The 24,166-nt window shown below is 71.2% G+C and carries 20 protein-coding genes; 9 read left to right on the top strand and 11 right to left on the bottom strand.

What is annotated here, in order from left to right:
- Nucleotides 1-141: 141 nt before the first annotated feature.
- Together AB0B61_RS45165 and AB0B61_RS45160 are read left to right on the top strand one after the other, a co-directional pair.
- Nucleotides 142-915 carry a hypothetical protein gene (locus tag AB0B61_RS45165; protein ID WP_358446305.1) on the top strand — a complete coding sequence of 258 codons (774 nt, stop codon included), beginning with the start codon at nucleotides 142-144 and terminating at the stop codon, nucleotides 913-915.
- 9 nt (nucleotides 916-924) lie between these two features.
- Complete coding sequence (locus tag AB0B61_RS45160) at nucleotides 925-1,134, top strand: hypothetical protein (RefSeq protein WP_358446302.1); 210 nt, start codon at nucleotides 925-927, stop codon at nucleotides 1,132-1,134.
- Here AB0B61_RS45160 and AB0B61_RS45155 read toward each other — a convergent pair.
- The 7 genes from AB0B61_RS45155 to AB0B61_RS45125 form a co-directional block, all read right to left on the bottom strand.
- Nucleotides 1,131-1,736 carry a Chromate resistance protein ChrB gene (locus AB0B61_RS45155; protein ID WP_358446299.1) on the bottom strand — a complete coding sequence of 202 codons (606 nt, stop codon included), beginning with the start codon at nucleotides 1,734-1,736 and terminating at the stop codon, nucleotides 1,131-1,133. The genes AB0B61_RS45160 and AB0B61_RS45155 overlap by 4 nt on opposite strands.
- Nucleotides 1,737-1,811: 75 nt before the next feature.
- On the bottom strand, nucleotides 1,812-2,783 hold the full coding sequence (locus AB0B61_RS45150; protein ID WP_358446296.1) for an NlpC/P60 family protein: 972 nt from the start codon (nucleotides 2,781-2,783) through the stop codon (nucleotides 1,812-1,814).
- A gap of 288 nt (nucleotides 2,784-3,071) precedes the next feature.
- Nucleotides 3,072-3,485, bottom strand: a complete 414-nt coding sequence (locus tag AB0B61_RS45145; RefSeq protein WP_358446293.1) for a peptidase inhibitor family I36 protein — start codon at nucleotides 3,483-3,485, stop codon at nucleotides 3,072-3,074.
- 96 nt (nucleotides 3,486-3,581) lie between these two features.
- Nucleotides 3,582-4,466: a hypothetical protein gene (locus AB0B61_RS45140; protein ID WP_358446290.1), complete on the bottom strand. Its 885-nt coding sequence runs from the start codon at nucleotides 4,464-4,466 to the stop codon at nucleotides 3,582-3,584.
- 97 nt (nucleotides 4,467-4,563) lie between these two features.
- Entirely contained in the window at nucleotides 4,564-6,222 is a 1,659-nt protein-coding gene (locus AB0B61_RS45135; protein ID WP_358446288.1) for a WD40 repeat domain-containing protein, read from the bottom strand.
- A gap of 143 nt (nucleotides 6,223-6,365) precedes the next feature.
- Nucleotides 6,366-7,286, bottom strand: coding sequence for a hypothetical protein (locus AB0B61_RS45130; protein ID WP_358446284.1), 921 nt, complete (start codon nucleotides 7,284-7,286; stop codon nucleotides 6,366-6,368).
- 560 nt (nucleotides 7,287-7,846) lie between these two features.
- Nucleotides 7,847-9,463, bottom strand: coding sequence for a protein kinase (locus AB0B61_RS45125; RefSeq protein ID WP_358446282.1), 1,617 nt, complete (start codon nucleotides 9,461-9,463; stop codon nucleotides 7,847-7,849).
- 180 nt (nucleotides 9,464-9,643) lie between these two features.
- Here AB0B61_RS45125 and AB0B61_RS45120 point away from each other — a divergent pair, with 180 nt between their 5' ends.
- The 5 genes from AB0B61_RS45120 to AB0B61_RS45100 all read left to right on the top strand — a co-directional run bounded on the left by AB0B61_RS45120 (nucleotide 9,644) and on the right by AB0B61_RS45100 (nucleotide 15,098).
- Nucleotides 9,644-11,419 (top strand): PA14 domain-containing protein, encoded by a 1,776-nt coding sequence (locus AB0B61_RS45120; RefSeq protein ID WP_358446279.1) that lies wholly within the window; start codon nucleotides 9,644-9,646, stop codon nucleotides 11,417-11,419.
- A 60-nt stretch (nucleotides 11,420-11,479) separates the two neighbouring features.
- Nucleotides 11,480-13,111, top strand: coding sequence for an AMP-binding protein (locus tag AB0B61_RS45115; protein ID WP_358446277.1), 1,632 nt, complete (start codon nucleotides 11,480-11,482; stop codon nucleotides 13,109-13,111).
- A complete protein-coding gene (locus tag AB0B61_RS45110) occupies nucleotides 13,108-13,776 on the top strand; it encodes a nitroreductase family protein (protein ID WP_358446274.1) in 669 nt (222 codons plus the stop codon). The genes AB0B61_RS45115 and AB0B61_RS45110 overlap by 4 nt, the downstream gene beginning before the upstream one ends.
- Nucleotides 13,777-13,860: 84 nt before the next feature.
- Nucleotides 13,861-14,340 carry a MarR family transcriptional regulator gene (locus AB0B61_RS45105; RefSeq protein ID WP_358446271.1) on the top strand — a complete coding sequence of 160 codons (480 nt, stop codon included), beginning with the start codon at nucleotides 13,861-13,863 and terminating at the stop codon, nucleotides 14,338-14,340.
- A 104-nt stretch (nucleotides 14,341-14,444) separates the two neighbouring features.
- On the top strand, nucleotides 14,445-15,098 hold the full coding sequence (locus AB0B61_RS45100; RefSeq protein WP_358446268.1) for a DUF4142 domain-containing protein: 654 nt from the start codon (nucleotides 14,445-14,447) through the stop codon (nucleotides 15,096-15,098).
- A 95-nt stretch (nucleotides 15,099-15,193) separates the two neighbouring features.
- Here AB0B61_RS45100 and AB0B61_RS45095 read toward each other — a convergent pair whose 3' ends face one another.
- On the bottom strand, nucleotides 15,194-15,730 hold the full coding sequence (locus AB0B61_RS45095) for an NUDIX hydrolase family protein (RefSeq protein ID WP_225296815.1): 537 nt from the start codon (nucleotides 15,728-15,730) through the stop codon (nucleotides 15,194-15,196).
- 110 nt (nucleotides 15,731-15,840) lie between these two features.
- On the opposite strand from AB0B61_RS45095, the gene AB0B61_RS45090 reads away from it, so the two are divergent.
- A complete protein-coding gene (locus tag AB0B61_RS45090) occupies nucleotides 15,841-16,710 on the top strand; it encodes a phenylalanine 4-monooxygenase (RefSeq protein ID WP_358446265.1) in 870 nt (289 codons plus the stop codon).
- A 7-nt stretch (nucleotides 16,711-16,717) separates the two neighbouring features.
- On the opposite strand, the gene AB0B61_RS45085 is transcribed toward AB0B61_RS45090, so the two are convergent.
- Nucleotides 16,718-17,299 carry a TetR/AcrR family transcriptional regulator gene (locus AB0B61_RS45085; RefSeq protein ID WP_358446262.1) on the bottom strand — a complete coding sequence of 194 codons (582 nt, stop codon included), beginning with the start codon at nucleotides 17,297-17,299 and terminating at the stop codon, nucleotides 16,718-16,720.
- A gap of 94 nt (nucleotides 17,300-17,393) precedes the next feature.
- On the opposite strand from AB0B61_RS45085, the gene AB0B61_RS45080 reads away from it, so the two are divergent.
- Nucleotides 17,394-18,761, top strand: a complete 1,368-nt coding sequence (locus AB0B61_RS45080) for an MDR family MFS transporter (RefSeq protein WP_358446260.1) — start codon at nucleotides 17,394-17,396, stop codon at nucleotides 18,759-18,761.
- A gap of 6 nt (nucleotides 18,762-18,767) precedes the next feature.
- Here AB0B61_RS45080 and AB0B61_RS45075 read toward each other — a convergent pair whose 3' ends face one another.
- Both AB0B61_RS45075 and AB0B61_RS45070 read right to left on the bottom strand, forming a co-directional pair.
- A complete protein-coding gene (locus AB0B61_RS45075; RefSeq protein ID WP_358446257.1) occupies nucleotides 18,768-20,030 on the bottom strand; it encodes a M1 family metallopeptidase in 1,263 nt (420 codons plus the stop codon).
- Complete coding sequence (locus AB0B61_RS45070; RefSeq protein WP_358446254.1) at nucleotides 20,027-24,004, bottom strand: Pls/PosA family non-ribosomal peptide synthetase; 3,978 nt, start codon at nucleotides 24,002-24,004, stop codon at nucleotides 20,027-20,029. The genes AB0B61_RS45075 and AB0B61_RS45070 overlap by 4 nt, the downstream gene beginning before the upstream one ends.
- Nucleotides 24,005-24,166: the final 162 nt, after the last annotated feature.

Here is a 24,166-nt window from a genome sequence, read left to right as displayed (position 1 = left end):
GGGGGGAATTCGTACGGCGGCAGGCGACCCGGTCCACGCTTCGTAGACATAGCGCTGGATATATGGGCAAACTAACAGTTGTTATATTTCGCAGCGGATGATGGTTCGCCGTGGAGAGAAGTGGCGGAGGGACGTGGGCCGATGAACGCGGCCGCATGGGGCTTGGGCGCGGCGGTGCTGCTGGCCTCGATCGTGGAGATGGTGGAGGCCCTGACGATCGTGATGGCGATGGGCGTGACGCGGAGCTGGCGCTCCACGCTCGCGGGCGTGGCCGCGGCCCTCGTCGCGCTGGCCGCCTTCACCGCCGCCGCCGGCTACGCCCTCGCGACCTGGTTGCCGAAGGCGGCACTCCAGCTCGCCATCGGCACCCTCCTGCTGATCTTCGGCCTGCAGTGGCTGCGCAAGGCGATCCTGCGCTCGTCCGGGCGCAAGGCCATGCACGACGAGGACCAGATCTTCGCCGACGAGGTGGCGGCGGCCGAGAGCGCGGGCGCGGTCACGGCCAAGGGCCTCGACTGGTTCTCGTTCATGATCAGTTTCAAGGGCGTGTTCCTCGAGGGCGTCGAGGTGGTCTTCATCGTGATCACCTTCGGCCTGAGCGCGGGGAACATGCCGGTGGCGATCGGCGCCGCCGTCATCGGCGTGCTCCTCGTCCTCGCCGTGGGCATCGCCGTCAGGGGGCCGCTGTCGAAGGTGCCGGAGAACACCATGAAGTACGGCGTCGGCCTGCTGCTCGCCGCCTTCGGCACCTTCTGGTCGGTCGAAGGGCTGGGCGTCTTCACCGGGGGCCACCAGAGCCTGGAGTGGCCGGGCGCCGACCTGGCGATCCCGGTGCTCGTCGCCGCGTGGTTCGGGCTGTCGCGGCTGATGGTCCACGCCCTCAGGCGGCCCGCCGTCCCGAGCGCGTCTATCTAGGAGCGGAGCATGGGTTTCATCCGAGGATTCGGCCAGTTCTGGTACGACCTGATCATCGGCGACGACTGGAAGATCGCCGCGGCCGTCGTCGCCACGCTGGCGCTCGGGACGGTGGTCCTGCTGGCGTTCGCGGTGCCGGAGCCGGTGCTGACGCCGGTGCTCGGCCTGTGCCTCATGGCCGCCTTCGTCATCGCCCTGCGGCTGGATGCGCGCGACTAGAAGATGGCGCTGTCCTCGGCCTCGTAGACCGAGGTGGCGAACTCCTCCAGCGTCTTCGCGCAGTCCTCCAGCGCCTGGATCACCTCTTTGCCCCGCGAGGCGCCCAGGACGTCACGCGCCTTGACCTTCGCGTACCAGCCCTTGAGCTTGGTGAGGTCTTCCTCGTTCTCCTCCAGCTCGCCATAGGTGAAGTGCCGCGCGGTCACCTCTTTGGCCACGCCCGCGTGGAAGTCGGCGCACTTGTCGAGGATCTCCTCGTATTCGTCGTCGCGGGCGGCGTTGTAGAGGGCGACCAGCTCGGTCTCACCGATGATCGAGGAGGTGCTGACCAGGAACGCCTGGCCCGACATCGACTCGACGATCTCGTTGCGCAGCGCCCGCAGCATCCGCTCGCTCTGCGGCGTGCGCGGTGCGGCGGCCGCGGAGTTCTGCAGGTAGACGGCGCCGAGGTTGCGCAGCCGCCGCCAGACCGCCGCCCGCAACCGGGTCGGCTCACTGGGCACCCGGTAGATCAGCATGAGCCAGGTGACCGGCTTCGCCAGCTCGGCGGCCTCCTGGCCTTCGGGAGTGTGGCCGGTCTTCGGCCTTTCGGTGCCCGGCACGACCCGCCTCCTCCGCACAGCTCGACGAGTCGATCGTAGCCGCCCGCACGGCACCCGCGACCGCCCGCGCCGTGGTCAGGGACGGATGGCGCCGAGGAGGCGGGCGCGCCAGTAGTCGTCGAGGTCGACCACCTTGACGACGTCCCCGGTCTGCGGCGCGTGGACCATCTTGCCGTTGCCCACGTACATCCCCATGTGACCCAGTCCTCTGCTGAAGAGCAGGTCGCCGGGCAGCAGCTTGTCGAGCGACACGCGGCGGCTCGCGCCCCAGCTCCACTGGGTGTACGTCGTGCGGGGGATCCCGACCCCGGCGGCTCGCCAGGCGGCCTGGGTGAAGCCGGAGCAGTCGTAGGAGTTCGGGCCCGTGGCGCCGTACCGGTACGGCTTGCCGACCTGGGCGAAGGCGAACTGCAGCGCGGCGCGGGCATTGCCGGAGGCCGGGCCGGTGTACTTGAGGCCGGTGCTGTGGGGGTTGCCGCTCTGGAAGGCGCCCAGCTTGCGCAGGATCTTGGTCTGTTCGGCGATGAGCTTCTCGACCTCCGTCTTCTGGCCGCGTACCTTGTCGCGCGCGGAGTCGGCATCGGCCAGGACGGTCTTGGCGTCGTCGCGCCGATCACGCAGGTCCTTGGTGGTCGCCTCGAAGGCGAGGAGTTTCGCCGCCCTGTCCCGCGCCATCTGGTCGAGGGCGGCCATGCCGCCCAGGGTCGCCTCGGGGGTGTCCTCGACGATGAATCGCTGCCAGCCCGCGAACTCGCCGAACTGGTAGTCGCTCACCGCCGCCGCGGCGAGGTCCCTGCGCAGGGAGTGGGCCAGTACGCCCTTGCGGCCGACTTCGGCGTTGAGGGCGTCGTACTTCTTCTTGGCCTTCTGGTAGCTCTCGGTGGCCTGGTTGTACTGCTCGACGACCTTGTCGGCCTGCTCGTTCAGTTTGACCAGCTTGGCCCTGGCCTTGGCCTTGGCCTGCGGGGTGGGCGCCGGCTCGGCGACGGCGCTGCCCGGGGCGGCGGCGGCCCATGCGAGCGACGCCAGCGCCGCGGTCAGTGCCATCCGCCCAAGCCTTGTCGGCACGGCCACTACGATGCCTCCTCGTACCAGTCCACCGTTGGCCGGAACCGTACAGAAGTGATGGCCTGTTCGGCGCGGGGACGGCCTGCGTGGTTCCGTACTAACGGCGATAGGGGTGTGGTGCGCCGACCCATGAGGAGATACGCGCGCGGACCCCGGGACGTTCAGTGGGCAACCGAGTGGACATGAGTGCGCCCCGGCAGCGCGGGTGCGATGCCGGGGCGCTCGTGCCGCTGCCAGCCTCGTGCCGCTGTCAGCTTCGTGGTGCCGTCAGGAGTGGGACTTGACCCGGAAGGTGTCCTCGATGCCGCAGGACGGGCCGTTCTGGCCGCCGATGCGGACGGAGTCGAAGAAGTCGCGATAGGTGGAGAAGAAGTTGCCCTTGCCGCCCGGAGTCGTCACCGCCGAGCAGCCGCCGTAGTTGGCTTCGGAGTAGAGGTGGATGTAGGAGCTCGTCCGGTTCCAGTCGGACTTGGCCCGGCCCGCCATGTTCAAGGCGGCGAGGTCCGGCGTGTCGCTCTGGATCTCGATGATGTCGCCCGTGCCGTCAAGGCCGGAGAACATGCAGTACTTGCCGTCATGGCACCGGTCGTAGCCCGTGGCGGCCTGGGCGGGAATGGTCGGCAGGATGGCCAGCGCGGCGGCTGCGATCGGTAGCGCGAGCATCTGAAGCTTCTTGCCCATTGCCCCTCTTCACGTGAAACTTTCCTTCGATGACGGGTCGAACATACATGATGCGATCTTCCCGGCGGAAGGGTTGTGATCGAGAGAAGGGCCGTGTCACACGGGCATGCGCGACTCCGGCGTCACAGGCCAGGGTGCTTCCGGGGCCGCGAGGTCGGCCAGCCGCCCGGCCAGCAGCGCGGCCAGGATCACTCCTCCGGTGACGAGCATGAACACCCAGAACGGCGTGCCCCAGAGCGTTAGCTGCCCCTGGACCAGTGACAGGAAGAGCACCGCGAGCACGGTGCCCGCCACGCCGCCCCGCTTGCCGTGCACGCTGATCCCGCCCAGCAGGACCGCGGCCAGGGCCGTGAAGGTGGTGGTCCAGCCCGAAATGGGGCTCGCCGCGTGGAGGCGGGTCAGCAGCGCCACTCCGCCCAGGGCGGCGAGCAGGCTCGACCCGCCCAGTCCCACGAGGGCGCCGAGCCACACCGACTTCAGGCGCAGGGCGCTCCAGGCCAGCGCGCCGCCCAAGGACACGATGACGAACAGCACGAACCACAGATAGCCCGGAAAATCACCGCCGAGCTGGAAGTTAACGGTCTGGCCGTCCGCTATGGCGACGAGCATTGCCTCGCAGGCCACGGCCGCGCCGAGAGTCACGGCCCACGCCGGAGCCGAGAGCGCGGCGACGAACAGGCCCAGCACGAGCCCGCCGACCGTGGCGAGCACGATCGCGATGATCGCCGCCGTCCAGCCCAGTCCCTGCGTCGCCAGCGACGCGGTGACCATGCCGGTGAGAGCGGAGATCGACCCGACGGCCACGTTGGGCGTCCCGGCGCGGAACGAGAGAGCCAGCCCCGTCGCCACCAGCCCCAAGGGCCCGGCCTGTGCCAGCACGTTGACCAGATGCACGCTCGGCGCGCTCAGCAGCGCCACCACGATCATCCCGATCGTGGCCAGTCCGAGCAGACCTTCCCAGACGAGAACGACAACTCGCATACGGGCGATCATCCTCGCGTATATGACCGCAATACAAGGGCGTTGGGGCGGGTTCGCGGGGAGGGCCGGTTCAGGGCGGCCCCGCCGGCGAGCGCCGTCACCGGCGACGCCACAGCTCGACGCTCCGGCCGGCGACCGCGAGCGTCGATCCGTCGGGGCTGAAGGCCACCGAGCGTACGGCGCCGCCGTCGCGCGTCAGGCGGCGGACGGAGGTGCCCCGGCGGAGGTCCCACAGCAGCACGCTGTCGTCGGCGCCGCCGCTGGCCAGGGTGCGCCCGTCGGGGCTGAACGCCACGGAGTAGACGGCGCTGCGGTGTCCGGTCAGCGGCCGGCCGGACGCCCGTCCCGTGCGTACATCCCACAGCCGGACGTAGTCGTCCTGGGTTCCGGCCGCGAGCGTCGATCCGTCGGGGCTGAAGGCCACGGAGCGTACGGCGCCGCCGTCGCCCATCAGGCGGCGGACGGAGGTGCCCCGGCGGAGGTCCCACAGCAGCACGCTGTCGTCGGCGCCGCCGCTGGCCAGGGTGCGCCCGTCGGGGCTGAACGCCACGGAGTAGACGGCGCTGCGGTGTCCGGTCAGCGGCCGGCCGATCTCCCGTCCCGTGCGTACATCCCACAGCCGGACGTAGTCGTCCTGGGTTCCGGCCGCGAGCGTCGATCCGTCGGGGCTGAACGCCACCGAGTACACCCAGCTCGTCCGGCCGGCCAGCAGCCGTCCGGTCTCCCGGCCCGTGCTCGTGTCCCACAGCCACACGCGCCCGAGACTGCTGCCGGCCACCCAGTCGCCGCTGGGGCTGAGTGCCACAGAGGTGAGGTTTCCGGTGGGCCCGATGAGCCGGCGTGTTCTCGCTCGTCGCAGGAGGTCCCACAGTTCGATGGTGGCGTCGTCGCCGCCGATCACCAGGGTTCTGCCGTCGGCGGCCAAGTTCATGGCCGAGATCGCGTGGGCGCGGTCGGTGAGTTCGCCCGCGGCCTTCGCCTGACCCCATCCGGCGGGGTCCGGAGTGGAGAAGGGCCGGCAGACCAGGAGAATCGCGGTGAAAGCCGCCGCCAGGGCGCCTCCGGCGGCAGCGGCGCGGAGCCCGGATCGTTTCCGGCCGCCGCCGGCCGCGACCGGCGGGTGGGGGAGCGGGCCCGGCCGGCGACTCGCGGCCGAGGGCGGCGCTCCTGGTTCCGCCGGTGACGGCCGTGGCAGATCCGGAATGCCCAGATCGTCGATGACGCCGAAACCGGTGGCACATCGTCTCTGGAGGATGGCTTCGGCGGCGTCCAGCACGACGCGCGGGGCGGGTTGGCCGCACTCGATGGTGTAACTCAGCTCGAGGACGGCCCACGCGATATCGGATCTGACCTCGGCCACCGCGCCCCGATCGATGAGATAGGCCAGCATGCCGGCCGGACGACCGCTGCACACCTCGTTGATGATCATGGCAGCGCCATCCGCCGTGGGGGCGGTGAGCCGCGTGGTCCGGATGCCGCGCCACAGCTCCAGGGCGTACGCGGACGCGGCGTCGGCCGAATCGTCGAAGGACGGCGCGCGCCCCTCCCACTGGATCGCCATGGACGGCGGCGCATGCCCGCGAGCCGTCTCCGCGACACCCGGAAAGGCCACCTCTACCGAAGGGGCGAATTCAGGGGGCGGTTCCCCTTCTCCCCAGGCCCGGCAGAGCCACACGAGCCGGAGGATGAGATCGTCGACCGTCCCTTTCGAGGGCGCGACACCGGCGGCCAGGCGGAAATCCATCTGCGCGCGCACGGCTTCCGGAGTTTCCTCCTGTATTTCCGCGACGACCGCGCCCCCGAACGATGACTGGTCCAGCAGCTCATCGAAATGTTCCCGTCCGAATTCAGGCGCCGCCTCTTCGGCGGCAGCCGGGCGGGAGGCGGAATCTCGGGAATTCAACGAATCTCACCTCTCCCCTCACCTGCGTCGCTCGGGTCGGGCGGGTTGACCGGATTGGGGCGTTGTCTGAATCTCGCGAGCCGCCGCTCGGCGGCCTTCTCGCTCAGGCCGGTCTCGGCGGCGGCCTCCCGCTGGGTATAACCAATGGCGCGGAGCCCGACGACGCGGCGTAAATCCCGATCCTCCATCGAGCTGATCGCGCGATGTACCAGATCCCCCATTACGGCATTCTCCTCGGGATCGACCGTCCTTGACTGGACCGACACTTTCGCCGATTCGAGATCGTCGATGCAGGCGTAGTGCAGTACCCCGTCAGTAAGCGTCTGTTCGCGCCACCAGAGCCCGTAGACCTTGCAGAAGGCGCATATGCATGAGCCGACGAAGTACGTCTTGAGGCTGGCGCCCTTCTCCGGCTTGTACCGGTCGGCCTGGAGTTGGCGGCGGAAGATCTCCACGCCTTCCAGCACCGTGTCGGTGGCGATCTGCCGGCGATCGTCGAGCGTCCAGTCTCGCGCGGCGGCATGGTGTTTGACCGGGCAGCGGCACCTCGACGCGACTCTCCGGAAGATCTCTCCGGTACGCAGCCAGTGGAGCAGGATCGGCCATCCGTACCCCGCCATCGCGCTGGCCAGGCGGTTGAACTGCGGTCCGGCGAAGTTCTCCGTCTTCAACAGGGCGACCAGCCGGCGGTCGGCTTCGAGCCGGCGCTCGCGCTCCTCTTTCCTGTCCTCTCTCCTCTCCTCCGCGTGCGTGGCGAGATCGCGCTCGACAGCGTCGATCGCCTCGTCCAGTTCGGCCCCGATGTCTTCGCCAATGAGTACGTGCTCCGCTTCGAGAAACTGGTCGGCATGATCCGGCCGCCCGTTCCCGGGCGGGGACACATGCACCTCCGGGCCAGGTCGGGAAGCATCCGACATGCTCGGCTCCTAGGGGGGAAGTGGAGGGCGTGCGCCCCAGACGAAAGGTTGTCGTCTTAGATATAAGGGCCGGCATCCTGTTTTTCCCCCATGTTCGATGCGGTCTTTTCTTCTGTCCGATATGGGCAAATTGATATGAAATGCCGAGGAATGGAGCCAGTGGTGGCCCCAGGCGGAATGGGCATCGCCCTTGGTATAGGTGAGCGCGGCGGATTTCCCCTCGCCCGCCGCCGAAAGTCGGTGTGGAATTTCACCCGAGGGGTAAACGGCCCGGCGCCCCCCTACATCCTCTTCGACAGGCTTCACCGCTGAACTGGATGTGAGGGTTGAACGTGAAAGGGCTTCAGATCTGCCGAACGCTCGTCACCCGGCTCGAAGACCGCGCAGCCGCGGTGACCGCCGCTCTCCTGTCGCTGTCGATCGGCGTCCCGCCGGCGGTGTGGGGGATGGACGCCGTCATCGCCTGGACGCATCGGTTCGGACCGGGCGTGGGTGTGGTGGCGGCCATGGTCACCGCGGCCGTGGCCGGCGCCCGATGGTTGAAGAGACGGGGACCGCGCTCAGCCGGAGAAGTGCAGGATGACGTATTCGTACTCGCCCGGCCCCGCTCGTTTGAAGGTCCCGTCTCCGTCCAGGTCGATGAAGACGGTCAGATACAGATCCTTCTGCTGGTCGGCCAGGAGCGTCGAGGCGCCGTCCTTGAAGACCGTGGAGAACAGGACTGAGTCCTGGGAGGCGGAGCTGTGCCCGACCCGGTCGCCGATCAGGTAGTTGTGGCCGCGGTTGTTCAGGTAAAGCGTTCCCGAGCCGTGCTCGTAGTCGGCGATGCCGGTCCCGGGCCTGAAGCACGGGTGGTCGGCCACCTTGCCGCCGTCGTCCACGGAGAAGACCGAGTCGTCCGTCCACGCGCAGATCTGGGCCGCCGTGTCCTTGGGGAGGGTGGGGAAGCGCAGCTCGAACGGGCGGCGCTTCATGGTGACGGTGGTGACGGGCCGGTCGAGGTCGGTGATGGCCATCGGGCCGGCCACGTTGTCCTGCCAGAATTCCAGCCCCAGGCGCGGTGAGCGGGCCACCTGCGCCGCGGGTGTGGGCGTCGCCGCCGCTGTCGTTGTCGGGGACGTCGCCGAAGGCGATGGGCTGGAGGGGGGCCGCGGTGTTGTCCGGTCCCGGACGATGGCGACGGCCGCGGTCACCGTGAGGGCGATCACGAGGGCCCCCGCGAGCACCGTGCCGGCGATCACGCCGCCACGCGCACGGCCCGGCTGCGTCGGCGCGGGCGTGGCGGGCTGCGGCGTGATCGGCCAAGGGCCCTGCCGGGGCGCCGGTGGTGACGTCCCGTGCGAGGCAGGAGGCGGTGTCCCGTACGAAGGGGGACCCGGCTGCTTGTTCATCAATCCCAGCAGCACCTGCCGGGCGGTCGGCCGCCACGAGGGGTCCTTGTGCAGGCAGGCGGCGACGAAGCCGCGTAAGGTCCCGGTCAGCAGCCCCAGATCGGGCTCGGCGTTCAGGATGCGGTTGATCACGGCGGGCAGCGGTTCGTGCCCGAACGGCGGCCGGCCGTTGGCCGCGTACGCCATGGTGCATCCCCACGCGAACATGTCCAGCGGCGGACCGGCGGGGTGGCCGGACAGTTGCTCGGGCGACATGTACGCCGGGGTGCCCACGACCCCGCTGACCGTGGCGGCGGTGGCGTCGATCGGGCGCGCGATCCCGAAGTCGATGACCCGGGGACCGTCGGCGGCCAGGAGCACGTTGGCGGGCTTGAAGTCGCGGTGCACCACCCCCGCCGCGTGGATGGCGCCCAGCGCCGTGGCGGTCGCGATGGCCAGCCGGTCCAGGTCCGCGCCGCCCAGCAGCCCGTTGTCGCGCACCGCGTCCTGCAGCGACGGGCCTTCGATGTACTCGCTGATGACGTACGGAGGGTCGGCGTCGGGATCGGCCGCCAGGACGCGGGCCGTGCAGAACGGCGCCACCCGCTGCAGGGCCGCCAGCTCCCGGTGGAAGTGCCGCCGGGCTTCGAGGTCGTGGCCGAAGGAGGTGTGCAGGAGCTTGACGGCCGCCTGCTGCCCGCTGGGCGACGTGCCCAGGAACACCGTGCCCTGCCCGCCCTGGCCGAGCCGTCCTCGCAGGGCGTATCCGGCGACTGCCCGGGGGTCGGTCGAACGGAGAGGTCGCATCAGGCCCTCTCGTGCATCTGCATAGAGCCGATTGTGCCGGATCACGGTGTTGTGTGCCCATGCCTCCTCCGCGCCACGAGATCGGGGGCGTGTCGCGCCACATCCACCCGGGAAGTCACTCCCGCGTAATCCGCATATGTCATGATCCACGGGATTTGTGGACCTTGTGACAGGAGAAGGATGATCGCACTGGCACGTCGTACGCTGCACGCCGTTCTCGCGGGCGGCCTGGCCGCCGCGGTGGTCTGGACGGCGGGCGCACCGGCGCAGGCGGCAGTGGCCGTCACTGTCTCGGTGGACTTCACCCAGCCGATCCGGACGATCGCCCCCACCGACTTCGGCATCGGGATCACCGGGTACGGCGAAGGCTCGTACATCACCAACGACACCAAGCACCGCGACCGGCTGCGCGCTCTCGGCGTGGGCCGGATGCGGATCGAACTGCACTACCAGGAGCCCGGCAACCATGACAGCCCGATCGTCTGCGGCGGCTACAAATGCGCCACGGAGGTCTCGGGGGACGCCTGGATCACCGCCGTCCGCGACCTCGGCGCCGAACCGGTCGTCATCCTCCAGGTGGACGGGCGGCAGAGCGCGGAGGTGAACCGCGGCGACGCGGTGGCCCTCTACAAGCACTTCGCGGCGACCGGCAAGCCGGTCCAGCGGTTCATCCTCGGCAACGAGCTCAACTGCGCGTGCACGCCCGACAAGCCGGAGATGACGGCGGCGGAGTACAGCAGCCGCTTCAACCTGATCACCGACGCCCTGCGGGCCGAGAACCCCGCGGTCAAGGTGGGCGGCCCGGCCACGGCCTGGGACGACCGCACCTACATCAAGACGTTCCTCGAAAACTCCGGCAGCCGCGTCGACTTCGTCGACTACCACGACTACGGCTCCGGCGACGATCAGATCACCGACGAGCAACTCCTCGGCAGCGTGATCCGCACGTACGAGACCGACATCAAGGAGGTGAGCGCGCTCGCGGAGTCCATACTGGGCCGGAAGATCGACATTCAGATCGGCGAGTTCAACTCCGACCACAAGGACGACGACGGCCACCGTACGCTCACCCACTTCAACACGGTGTGGGGCGCGGCGGCGCTCGGGCAGATCCTGCACGCGGGCGCCAGCGCCTACCAGTACGGCGACAAGAACGGGCAGCTCGGCCTGACCAGCGAGAAGGGTGAGGGCAACATTCCGCGCAACGAGCCCCTGCCCATCTACCACGGCGTCGGCATGTACACCGGTGAGGGACTGTTCCGGCCCTTCGGCAAGACCATCGTCAAGGCGAGCGCGAACAACGACAAGCTGCACGTCTTCGCCTCGGACCAGAGCAAGAACGTGGTCCTGGTCAACGTCGGCGCCGATCCGATCGACGCCGGCCTCGCGCTGACCGGGCTGACGGCGGGGACCGCGGCGATCTGGCAGAGCACGTCGGACGCCTGGACGCCGCACCGGACCGGAACCGCCACCATCACCGGCGGCAAGGCCGCGGTGACGCTCCCGGCCGGCTCGGCGACGACGCTGGTGATCGACCAGCAGGGACTGTCGGCGACGTACTTCGACAACGCCGACCTCACCGGCGCCACGGTCACCAGGATCGACCCCACCGTGAACTTCGACTGGGGCTCGGCCGCCCCGGCCCCCGCCATCGGCGCCGACACCTTCAGCGTGCGCTGGACGGGGAAGGTCGTGGCCGACAAGGCGGAGACCTACACCTTCGTCACCACCAGCGACGACGGCGTACGGCTGTGGGTGGACGGCAAGCCGCTCATCGACAACTGGACCGACCACTCCAAACGCGACGACACCGGCCAGATCGCCCTGACGGCGGGGGCGCACGACATCAAGATGGAGTTCTACGACAGCGGCTACGACGCCATCGCCGAGCTGCGCTGGGAGAGCCCCACCCTGCCCCGCCAGATCATCCCGGCGGAGAAGCTGCTCGCCGGATAGCCGGGCTAGACACTCCGATCCGGGGGTAGGCCCTCCTTACCCCGGAGAAGAGGTGCCCGGATGATCACCAGCTTGACCCGTCTCTGCGGTCTCGGTGTCGAGGCCGCGGAGACGTTCGCCCGCAACGGTCTGCTGCGCCCCGTGCCGCCCGCGAACCTGGCGCGCATGGTCGAGGCGTTCCGGCACTTCCACGTCACCCCGGCCACGGGCGTGGCCATGGCAGCCGCGCGCTGGCCGGATCGTCCAGCCATCCACGACGAGGACGGTTCACTGACGTGCGCCGAACTGGACGCGCGGGTGGCGGCGCTGGCCTCGGCCCTGTACGGCCGGTTCGGCGTACAGCCGGGCCAGACCGTGGCGATCATGTGGCCCAACCACCGCGGCTTCGTCGAGGCGCTGGCGGCCGTCTCGCGCCTGGGCGCGGACCTGCTGCTGCTCAACACCGGCCTGGCCGGCCCGCGCCTGCGTGAGGTGCTGGAACGCGAGGACGTACGCACTCTGATCGCCGCGCCGGAGCTGCCGTCGGTGGACTTCGCCGGGACCCGCGTCACCGACCTGGACGAGCTGATCGCGGCCGCCGACGGGCCCGAACCACCGGCGCCGCGCCGGCCGGGACGGCTGGTGCTGCTCACCTCCGGGACGACGGGCGTGCCCAAGGGCGCGCCGCGCCGGCTGTCGCTGACCGCGCTGGCCGAGCCGTTCACCTCGATGCTGGCCACCGTGCCGCTGCGCAGCGGCGAGCCGATCCTCATCGCGCCGCCGCTGTTCCACGGCCTCGGCCTGCTCTGGTACGGCGTGGCGCTGGTGCTCGGCTGCCCGGTCGTGCTGAGGCGGCGCTTCGATCCCGAGACGGTCCAGCGCGTTCTCAGACGCCATCGGGCCACGGCGATGGTGGCCGTGCCCGTCATGCTGAAACGGCTGCTCGCGCTGGGCGGCGTCCCGTCGGCGCCGGATCTGCGCGTGGTGGTCTCCGGCGGGTCGGCGCTGCCGCCGGACCTGGCCACCGCGTTCATGGACGCCTACGGTGACGTGCTCTACAACCTCTACGGCTCCACCGAGGTCGGCTGGGTCACGCTCGCCACTCCCGCCGACCTGCGTGCCGCCCCGGACACCATCGGGCGCCCGGTACGCGGGACCACGGTCCTGATCGCCGGCCCGGACGGCCGCGAGCTGCCCCCGTACGAGGTGGGCCGCGTGCTCGTGGGCGGCGGCCTCACCTTCAGCGGCTACTCGGGCGGCGGCGGTGCGGCCGGTGTCGGCAGGGAGGCCGGGGCCGGCGGTGTCGGCGGGCAGGCCGCCACGGAGGCCGGCGGCCTGCTGAGCACCGGCGATCTCGGGCATCGGGAGGGGCGGGGGCTGCTGTTCATCGACGGCCGTGAGGACGACATGATCGTCTCGGGTGGCGAGAACGTGTTCCCGCAGGAGGTGGAGAACCTCCTGGGCCGGCAGCCGGGCGTCGCCGACGTGGCCGTCCTGGGCGTACCGGATGAGGAGTACGGCCAGCGCCTGGCCGCCTACGTGGTCCGGGCGCCGGGCGCGAAGCTGTCGGCCGACGAGCTCAAGCAGGCGGTCAAGTACGAGCTGGCCGGTTTCAAGGTGCCGCGCGACATCGAGTTCGTGACGACCCTGCCCCGCAACCAGACGGGGAAGGTGGACCGGCGCAAACTCACCGGTGGCACGATGAGCTCATGACGATCCCATCGCTAGGTATCGACGAACTGCTCACCACCACCCGCAGCGTGCGAAAGCGTCTCGACCTCGACCGCTCCGTCCCCATCGAGCTGGTGCGGGAGTGCCTGGAGATCGCGCTGCAGGCGCCCAGCGGTGGCAACCGCCAGGGCTGGCACTGGATCGTGGTCACCGATCCCGAGCTGCGCGGGCGCATCGGGGAATACTACGTGCGCTCGGCGCAGGCGTACTTCTCCTCCGGGAGCGTGACCGCGAGCATGTCCCAGGACGACCCGGCCCGCGCCGAGGTGCAGCAGCGCGTCGCGGCGAGCGCCGTCCACCTCGCCGAGCACATGGGCGAGGTGCCGGTGCTGGTGATCCCGTGCATCCAGGTGTCCCGGCTCCCTGAGGGGAACCAGGCCGGGCTGTGGGGGTCGCTGCTGCCGGCGGTCTGGAGCTACATGCTCGCCGCGCGGGCGCGCGGGCTGGGCACGGCGTGGACCACCCTGCACCTGGCCTACGAGCGGGAGGTGGCCGAGCTGCTCGGCCTGCCCGACGACATCCGGCAGGGCGCGCTCATCCCCACCGCCTACTACACCGGGGACACCTTCAAGCCCGCCTCGCGCCTGCCGCTCGACGACGTCCTCCACCTGGATCGCTGGAGCGGGCCGGGCGCCCAGGCCGGCTGACGCGAACCGATCTGACGGGTGCCGCCCTCAGCAAGGGCGTGTACAACAGTGCCTATGTCAGAGGGGCCTTTGCCAGAGGGGAATGTGGAGAACCGGGAGGACCTGTCCGCCGTCGTCGCGGCGGTCCTCACCGGCTCGCGCCTGCTCGTCGCCATCGCCGTCCGCTCGCTCGGCGCGGTCGGGGACAAGGTCACGCTGCCGCAGTTCCGCATGCTCGTGGTGCTGGCCGGGCACGGGGCGACCAAGCTCGTCGCCATGGCCGAGCTGCTCAACGTCAACCCCTCCACGGCCATGCGGATGGCCGACCGGCTCGCCGCCGCCCGGCTGATCGTGCGCGAGGCCAACCCGCGCGACCGCAGGGAGAGCCTGATGCGCCTGACCGCCGAGGGACGGCACATCGTGGACCAGGTCACCGCCCGGCGCGGCACGGAGATCGCCGCGATCGTCTCGCGCATGCCGGCCGAGCAGCGCCGGGCGCTGGTCACGGCGATGACCGCCTTCACCGAGGCGGGCGGTGAGCCGCCGGAGAGCGCCCTGCATCCGCTCGGCTGGCCGGACGTCTGAGAGAAAATCTTTGCTCAGGGCAAAAATTGCATCCTGCTATGAACGGCACCGCCCACGCCTGCGTACCTCCTTCTGAACAGTCCAGACCCAAAGGGGGTGACGGCGTGCGACTGCGACACCGCCGTCCCGTTCTCGTCATCAGTGGCGTCGCCATGATCCTGGCCCTCGGCGCGTGCGCCGGTCTGCCCGGCGCCCAGATTCCCAGCGCGACGGTCGTGCCGACCGGTGGGAGCGCGCCGCCCGCCGCGGCCGCGACGGTGAAGGACGACAGTACGTGGGCGACCAAGTGGGGCCCGCTGTCGGCGGCCGACCGGGAGCTGATCACCAAGGTCCGGCTCGCCACCCTGTGGGAGATGACCATGGCGCAGCAGGCCCAGACGCGGGCCAGCACCGCGCGGGTCCGGCAGGTCAGCAAGGAGATCGCCGCCCAGCACACTGTTCTCGACGAGCAGGTCCTCGCTCTCGCGGCCAAGCTCAAGGTGCCGCTGCCGATCAAGCCGACCGACCTGCAGAAGGAATGGATGGATGACATCTCCAGCCGGTCCGGCAAGGAGTACGACTCGACGTTCGTGAAGTGGCTGCGCCTCGCGCACGGCCAGATCTTCGGCCTGATCGGCGCCGTGCGCGGCAGCACGCAGAACACCCTGGTCCGGCCCTTCTCCGAGAAGGCCAACGCGGCGGTGCTGAACCATCAGCGGCTGCTGGAGAGCACCGGCCTGACCAACCCCGACGCCTTCCCGTCCCCGCCGGCCGCCTGAGCTCCCGGTCAGGGCAGGCGCCCGACCTGGGTGGGCGCCTGCCCCGGCCGGGTCACACGGGTAGCCGACCCGGGCGAGCGCCTGCCCCGACCGGGTTACGGCAGGCGGCCGACCTGGGCGAGCGCCTGCTTCAGCAGCACCCCCTGGCCGCCCGTCATCTCCTGCTGGACCAGCGGCGACGCGGCCTCCTCCGGTGTGAACCAGACGAAGTCCAGCGCGTCCTGGCGGGGCCGGCAGTCACCGGCGACCGGGACGATGTAGGCGAGCGACACCGCGTGCTGGCGCGGGTCGTGGTAGGGCGTGACACCCGGCGTCGGGAAGTACTCGGCGATCGTGAACGGCTGCGGCGACGCCGGGACCTGGGGCAGCGCCGTGTGGCCGAGGTCCTTCTCCAGATGCCGCAGGAGCGCGTCGCGGACCCGCTCGTGGTGCAGCACGCGTCCAGAGACCAGCGCCCGGCTGACCGTCCCGTCCGAGGCGATGCGCAGCAGCAGGCCGACGCGGGTCACCACGCCGGTTTCGTCGACTCGCACGGGCACGGCGTCGATATAGAGGATCGGCATCCGCCCCCGCACCGACTCCAGTTCCTCCGGAGCGAGCCAGCCGGGCACAGTTTCGGTCTTTTCGGTCATCTGCCGATCGTACGTCCCAGCGTCCCATGATCCACGCGGACCCGCCAAGCTTCGGTAAAGCCTATGGCCGGAGGCGTCAGGCGCGCGGCCGTTCGGTAATGAATCAGTTCATGAGCGATGCGTGGCGCCGGACCCCGATCAGCGCCGACGGCGCGCTCGGCGCCGCCGCCGAGCACCCCGGGCGGCGCGACCCGCGCTATCTCGCCCGCCGCCGCGCGTTCGCCGACCTGGCCCGCGGCCACCGGGTGGGGGACCCGTCGCCGCCGGTGGACTACACCGAGAGCGAGCACGCCACCTGGCGCCGGGTCCACCGCGCGCTCGACGGCGCGCACCGGGCCCACGCGTGCCGGGCCGCGCTGGAGGCGCGGGAAGAGGTGTGCGTCCCGGCCGACCGCATCCCGCCGCACGCGGTGGTCGGCGCCCGGCTGCGGCAGCTGACGGGGTTCGAGCTCACGCTGGCCGGGGGAGTGGTCGAGAACAAGCGCTTTCTCGGGTCGATGGCCCTGGGCTACTTCCACGCCGTGCAGTTCGTCCGCCACCCGGCCGTGCCGCTGTACTCGCCGGAGCCGGACATCATCCACGACGTGTTCGGCCACGGCATCCACCTGGCCGCGCGCGAGTTCGCCGCGATCTACCGGCTGATCGGTAACGCCGCGACGCGGGTGGAGACGGAGAAGGCCCTCCAGATCATCAGTGATCTGTACTGGTTCACCCTGGAATACGGGGTTCTGGAGGAGGACGGGCGTCCGAAGGCGTACGGGGCGGCGCTCCTGTCGTCGTACGGCGAGATCGAGCGGATCGGCCGGAGCCGGATCCGCGACCTGAACCCGCTCGACGTGCTGGCCACCCCCTACGAGATCTCCGGATACCAGCCCGTCCTGTTCGGCGCCCGCTCCCTGACGCACGTCGCCGACACCCTCGCGGCCTTTCTCGACACCTTCGACGACGACGCGGCGGCGCGACTGCGGCCGCGGGACTGAGACCCGCCTAATGGCCGTGGCGCGCTGAGGCGTGGACCAGGGGCAGGAACACCTCGTCCACGATCTCGACGAGCGTGCCGTCGGAGACGGGGTGGCGGGCGAACATGATCTCGTGGCGCAGCAGGTTGGTCGCCACCGAGACGACGCGGGGGCTCAGCCGGGCGGAGGCGATCTCACCGCGCTGGGCGGCGCGTTCGAGCACGCCGGTCATCACCTCGCTCATGATGGCGAACGGGCCCGGGTCGAGGTCGGGGGCGTCGGCCAGGAGGCCGTGGATGACGTCCTGGCCGATGTCGCGCTGCCGCTCGACCATCCGGCGCAGCACGGCGAGGACGTCGCCGCGCAGTTCGCCGGTGTCGGGCGGCTGGTCGGCGATGGACCCGGTGCTGTGGCGCATGGCGGCGACGACGAGCTCGGCCCGGTTGCGCCAGCGGCGGTAGAGGACCTGCTTGCCGGTGCGGGCCCGGGCGGCCACGCCTTCCATGGTCAGCCGGGCGTAGCCGACCTCGGCCAGCTCCGCCCAGGCGGCCTCGAGGATCGTCTCCTCCAGCGCCGCGCCGCGACGGCGCTGGTTGGTCTGCTGCGGCACCAGAACCTCCGTTAGAGACGTTGCGTCTCCTGTCATGCTGAGCTTATCGTACAGATTGGAGACGATGCGTCTCTAATCGACCGGGAGACGGAACATGACCACGACCACCTCCGAACGGCTGGACCCCGCGGTGCTGAAGCTCGCCGGGATCCTCGTTCTCGGCGCGCTGGCGCCCTTGCTGGACAGCACCATCGTGAACGTCGCCCTCCACACCCTGGGCCGCGACCTGGACGCGCGGGTGTCGGCCGTCCAATGGGTGAGCACCGGCTACCTGCTCGCGCTGGCGATGGCGATCCCGATCACCGGCTGGGCCGTGGACCGCTTCGGCGCCAAGCGGATGTGGCTGGCCTCGCAGCTGTTGTTCCTGGCGGGTTCCGTGCTGTGCGGCGTGGCCTGGAACCTCGGCTCGCTCATCGCCTTCCGCGTGCTGCAGGGCGTCGGCGGCGGGCTGATGCTGCCGATCCTGCAGACCGTGCTCATGCGGGCGGCGGACGGCAGGCAGCTCGGCCGGCTGATGGCCGTCGTCAGCCTGCCCGCCCTCGTCGGCCCGATCCTCGGCCCGGTCGCCGGCAGCCTGATCGCGGGTCACCTGAGCTGGCGCTGGATCTTCTACGTCAACGTCCCCATCAGCCTGCTCGCGGTGCTGCTGGCCTGGCGCGGCCTGCCCGCCGACTCTTCGCGCGACGGCCACCGCCTCGACGTGACCGGCCTGCTCCTGCTCTCGCCCGCGCTGGCCGCCCTCATGTACGGACTGACGCGGGTGGGCGCCGAAGGCGGGTTCGGTCACGCGACGGTGCTCGGCCCGCTGGCGGCCGGGGCACTGCTGCTGACCGGCTTCGCCTACCGCGCGACGCGTACCGCGGATCCGCTCATCGACGTGCGGCTGTTCCGCACGCGGGCGTTCGCCGTGTCCTCGGCGCTGCTGTTCCTGTCGGGGCTGGCGATGTTCGGGTCGATGCTGCTGCTCCCGCTGTACTACCAGCAGGACCGTGGCGCGAGCGTGGTGGCCGCGGGGCTGTTATTGGCGCCGCAGGGGCTGGGCAGCCTCCTCGCCAGGGGGCTGGGCGGCGTCACCGACCGCATCGGCCCCCGGCCGGTCGTCCTCGCGGGCATCGCCATGACCGCGCTGGGCACCCTCCCCTTCGCCCTCGCCGACCGGCACACCGGCGGCCTGATCCTGGGCGCCGCGCTGGTCGTCCGGGGTGCCGGGTTGAGCGCGGCCAACATGGCCATCATGGTCGGCGCCTTTCGCGGCCTGGACCGGGCGCAGATCCCGCACGCCAGCAGCACCACCCGGATCATGCAGCAGCTCGGCGGCTCCTGCGGCACGGCCGTGCTCGCCGTCATCCTGCAAGGCCAGCTGGCCGAGCATCCGGGGGCCGCGTTCGGCCACACGTTCGCCTGGGCGTTGGCGTTCACCGCCCTCGCCGTCGTACCGGCTCTCTGGTATCAGCGCACGTGACCGGCGTCATGGCAGTTGTTTGTCGTACAGCCACGACGACAGCAGCGGCCCGACAGGCAGGGCGGTGTGCCGCCGCATGTGGGCGATGAAAGCCTCGGTGGAGACGTTCCCGTGCCGGTGAGCGGTGGTCCAGTCCCGCAGGTGCCAGAAGAACGCCTGGTCGCCCAGCATCCGCCGCAGCGCGTGCAGGGTGAGGGCGCCGCGCTTGTAGACGCGGTCGTCGAACAGCAGCGCCGAGCCCGGGTCGGCCAGCACGAAGTCCTGGGGGAGCACCTCCAGGCGGCGCCGCCACCGGGCGGCCAGCTCGTCGGCCGTCTGCCCGCCGGACGCCTCCGACCACAGCCACTCGGCGTAGGTGGCGAAGCCCTCCTGCAGCCAGATGTCGTTCCAGCAGGCCACGGTCAGGCTGTTGCCGAACCACTGGTGCGCCAGTTCGTGCGCGACCAGCCGCTCGTGCCCGCGCCGGCCGTCGACGTGGTTGCGCCCGAAGATCGCCATGCCCTGGGCCTCGACCGGGATGTCGAGGTCGTCGTCGGCCACCACGACGGTGCAGGTGGCGAACGGGTACGGGCCGAACCGGTCGGTGAACAGCGCCATCATCTGGTCCTGCCGGCCGAAGTCGTGGCGGGCGCGCGTCCCGAGCCGGGGCGGGTGGGCCAGGCGCGTGCGGCCCACGTCCGTGAACTGGTAGCGCCCGACCTGCACGCTGGCCAGGTAGCTCGCCATGGGCTCGGCCTGCTCGTACACCCAGGTCGTGGTGCCCGCCGACCGGGACTTGCCGGCGAGCACGCCGTTGGCGACCACCTGGTACGGCGATGCGGTGGTGACCGTGATCCGGTAGGACGCCTTGTCGTCGGGCCGGTCGTTGCACGGGAACCAGGAGGGAGCGCCGATGGGCTGACTGGCCACCAGCGCGCCGTCGCTCAGCTCCTCCCAGCCCAGGCCGCCCCACGGGCTCCGTACCGGCCGGGGACTGCCCGTGTAGCGGACCTCCACCATGGCGGTGTCGCCGGCGAGTAGCGTCGCGGCCAGGCCGACGCGCAGCTTGCCGTCGCGGTGCGTGTAGCGGGCGCTGACGCCGCCGACGGTGACACCGACCACCCGGAACTGGCCGAAGTCCAGCTCCAGGCCGTCGAGCGGCTCGTGCGCGATCACCGACAGCCGGGCCGTGCCGTCCAGCCAGTTGGTCGACACGCGGTACTTCAGCGTCAGTTCGTAGTGCGTGACCCCGTACCTGAGATCGCCGTGCGAGGGAAAGTACGACGTCATCGCCAGGCCGCGATGGGATTGCCGAACCAACGGGAGCCGTCGGGAACGCCCTCGCCGCGCATGACCAGCGAGGCCGGGCCGATCGTGGCGTCGGCGCCCACCCGCGCGGCGGGCAGGATCACGCCGTGCGGGCCGAGCGTCGCGCCCCCGTCCAGCGTGACGGTGTCCATGCTCATGACCCGGTCGTGGAACAGGTGCGTCTGCAGCACGCAGCCCCGGTTGACGCTGGCGCCGTCGCCGACGCTCACCAGGTCCGCCTCGGGCAGCCAGTAGGTGTGAAGGGTGACCCCATGCCCGATGCTTGCCCCGAGTGAGCGCAGCCACACGTTCAGGGGTGCGGTTCCCAGCCACGGTTCGGCGAACCAGGGCGCCGCCAGCACCTCCACGAAGTTGTCCGCCAGCTCGTTGCGCCAGACGAACGAGCTCCACAGCGGCCGGTTGCCCGCCGCGATCCTGCCCACCAGCGCCCACTTGGCGGCGCTCGCCACGGCCGCCGCGACCACTCCGGCCACGAGGAACAGCACCCCGCCGAGCAGCGCGGCCACCGCGAAGCCGTACGACGCCGCGAGCCACTCCACCGCCCCTGCGGTCAGTACGGCCAGCGCCACCGTGCCCATCGCGGGCACCACGCGGCAGATCTCGACCAGCGCGCGGGCCACCTTCAGCCGCGCGGGCGGGTCATAGGTGCGGCTCCGATCGCTTTCCTCGGTGGTACGGCGCAGCTCGACGGGCGGCATGCCCAGGTACGACGAGCCGGACTTGGCCTTCTTCGGCGTCGCCGACAGCACACCCACCAGGCCGTCCTTGGGCACCTTGCGGCCCGGCGCGGTCATCCCCGAGTTGCCGAGGAAGGCCCGCTTGCCGATGCGCGCCGTAGCGATGTGCATCCAGCCGCCGTCGAGCTCGTACGGGGCCACCATCGTGTCGTCGGCCAGGAAGGCGCCGTCGCCGACGGAGGTCATGGTGGGCAGCGCGAGCACGGTCGACAGCTCCACGCCCCGGCCCACCTTCATACCGAGCGCGCGCAGCCAGGCCGGCGTCAGCACGCTCGCGTACAGCGGGAACAGCCAGACCCGGGCCGCGGACATCAGCCGTCCGGTCGCCCACGCCTGCCAGGCCTGGCGGCTGTGCACCGGATGGTGGCCGGGCCGCAGGCGGATGCCGAGCAGTCGCACGCTCACCAGCGTGACCAGCGCGAACACCGACATGCCGACGAGCGTCGCGACGGGCACGCCGATCAGCGCGCCGGTGAGCGCCGCACCGAGGGTGCGCGCGTCCCCGGCGTAGCGGGCCAGGACCGCCAGACCGGACACGACGGCGACGGCGGGGAACAGGCTGAGCACGACGGCCGACAGGCCGTACACCAGCACCCAGCGCCGGGAGCGGACGGCCCGGTCAGACGGCCGGGACCGGCGCGACTTGCCCTGCCGGGAGGCCGGGGCGCCGGCCCAGCGCTGTCCGGCCGGTACGCTGCCCGCGACCGCCGAGCCCGGGGCGATCTGCGCGTTCTTTCCGATCTTGGTGCCGGGCAGCAGCGTCGAGCGGGAACCGATCGTGGCGCCCGCGCCGATCCGGATCTCGCCGACGCGCAGCACGTCGCCGTCGTACCAGTAGCCGCTGAGATCGACCTCCGGCTCGACCGAGGCGCCGCCGCCCAGCCGGAGCAGGCCGGTCACCGGCGGAGCGGAGTGCAGGTCGGCGTCGGGGCCGACCTTGGCGCCGAGCATCCGGGCGTACAGGCCCATCCATGGGGCGCTGGCCAGGTCGGGGACGCCGAGCCTGGCGGCCAGCTGTTCGGCGAACCACAGCCGCAGGTGCACGCCGCCGCCGCGCGGATGGCGGCCGGGCCGTACGCGGCGCAGCAGCAGCCGGGCCGCGCCCGCGGCCAGGCCCATCCGTCCCGGCGGGGTGATGAAGACCAGCCAGCCCAGCGCCACCCACCACCACGACAGGGCAGGAGCCCACGGCGGCGCGAGCAGGTTGCCGAGCGTCGCCAGCAGCACGATCCAGCGCATGGCGCCCGCCGTGAGCAGCGGCACCATCAGCGCGGCCTGCGCCAGCGAGGCCCGTACGGGCATCGGCGCCACCGCCCGGCGCGCCGACTTGGCCGGGCCGCGCGTGGCCAGCAGCTCCGCCAGCCCGGCCAGGGTCGGGTGCGCGTAGACGTCGCCCACGGCCACGTCGGGGTAGTCGATCCGCAGGACCGACACGAGCCGGGCCGCGGCCAGGCTGGTGCCGCCGTCGGTGAAGAAGTCGGCCTCCGGCCCGTCCGGCGCGACGCCGAGGATGTCGCTCCAGCGCTCGGCCAGCCAGGACTCGACCGGGCTCAGCACGCCGGGGGTGGCGGCCGAGGTGCCCGTCTCGGTCAGCGGCCAGGGCAGCGCGTCGCGGTCGATCTTGCCCGAGGTACGCGTCGGGAGCGCCTCGACCATCGCCAGCCGGGGAACCAGAGCGGCGGGCAGTGATTCGGCCAGCAGCTCGCGGGCCTCCGCGAGGTCGAACCCGTCGCCCGCCACGAGGTAGCCGACGAGCAGCTGGTGGCCGCCACCGGCGGTCCGCACCGCGGCGGCCGCGCCCGTGACGCCCGGCAGCGCCTGCAGCGCGGCGTCCACTTCGCCGAGTTCGATCCGGCGGCCGCCCAGCTTCACCTGGTCGTCGGCCCGGCCGAGGAAGTAGAGCCCTTCCGGCTCGGCGCGTACGAGGTCGCCGCTGCGGTAGGCGCGTTCCCAGCCGAGTGACGGCAGCGGCGTGTACTTCTCGGCGTCCTTCACCGCGTCCAGGTAGCGGGCCAGGCCCACGCCGCCGATGATCAGCTCTCCGGTCTCGCCCATGGCCACCGGGTCGCCCGACTCGCCGACCACGGCCAGATCCCAGCCGTCGAGGGGCAGCCCGATGCGTACGGGCTCCGCGCCGGTGAGGCGCGCCGCGCACGCGACGACCGTCGCCTCGGTGGGTCCGTAGGTGTTCCAGACCTCGCGTTCCGGTACGGCCAGCCGCTCCACCAGCTCGGGCGGGCACGCCTCGCCACCGAAGATCAGCAGCCGGATGCCGTCGAGCGACTCGACCGGCCAGAGCGCGGCCAGGGTCGGCACCGTCGAGACGGCCGTGATGCCCTGCGCGGCCAGCCAGGGTCCCAGGTCCATGCCGGTACGCACCAGCGACCGGGGGGCGGGCACCAGGCAGGCGCCGTGCCGCCAGGCCAGCCACATCTCCTCGCAGGAGGCGTCGAAGGCGACCGACAGGCCGGCGAGCACCCGGTCGCCGGGGCCCAGCGGGCGGTCCTGGAGGAACAGGCCGGCCTCGGCGTCGACGAACGCGGCGGCGGAGCGGTGCGTCACGGCGACGCCCTTGGGCTTGCCGGTGGAGCCGGAGGTGAAGATGATCCAGGCGTCGTCGTCCGGCTCGGGCGATCGTGGAGCGTGGCCGTCGTGGGCGGCCGGCGACTCGGGCGTCATGGGCCGTATGACCAGTCTGCCGGTCAGCTCGTCCGCCGGGTCGTCGCTCGCCCTGTTGGCCGGCTCGTCCGCCGGGTCGTCGTTCGCTCTGCCGGTCACGATCGCGGAGACGGCGGCCTCGGTGAAGACCAGCTCGGCGCGCTCCTCGGGGTCGTCGGCGTCGACGGGCACGTACGCGGCGCCGGCCGCGAGCACGGCGAGGATCGTGACGTACAACTCGACGGTGCCGGACGGCACGCGCACGCCCACCCGGTCGCCGCGGCGGACCCCGGCGGCCGTGAGCGCGTCCGCCACCCGCGCCACCTCGGCGCGGAGCCGCCGGTAGCCGAATCGGGTGGTGCCGTCGTCGAGCGCGGGTTCGTCCGGGTGGACGCGCGCGGTCTCGTCGAGGATGTCGAGCAGGGTACGGGGTGCCGCCGCCAGCGGGCCAGCCGGATAAACGGCCCGTGAAGCGATTCTTAACGGCTCGAAACGGTTGGTATCATCGATGTGTAGGAGATCGGCTGCGTATGGGCGCAAATACTGCTCCTCAAGTCAGGCGGAGCCGACCCTGCCGCATCCTGCCGCCCCCGAAGGGCTCTGAAGGGCACACGCTGCGTCCGCCGCCTTTGTGGCTTTTGCGCCACCGCGAGTCCAACAGTCGCACATCGGCCGTATATTCCGAGCCTGCGGGGGCGCGCG

It is taken from the genome of Nonomuraea sp. NPDC049158 (assembly GCF_040648335.1).
GTDB lineage: Bacteria > Actinomycetota > Actinomycetes > Streptosporangiales > Streptosporangiaceae > Nonomuraea.
Note: the sequence above shows the minus strand (reverse complement) of the source record. Positions and strands in the feature narration are given on the sequence as shown.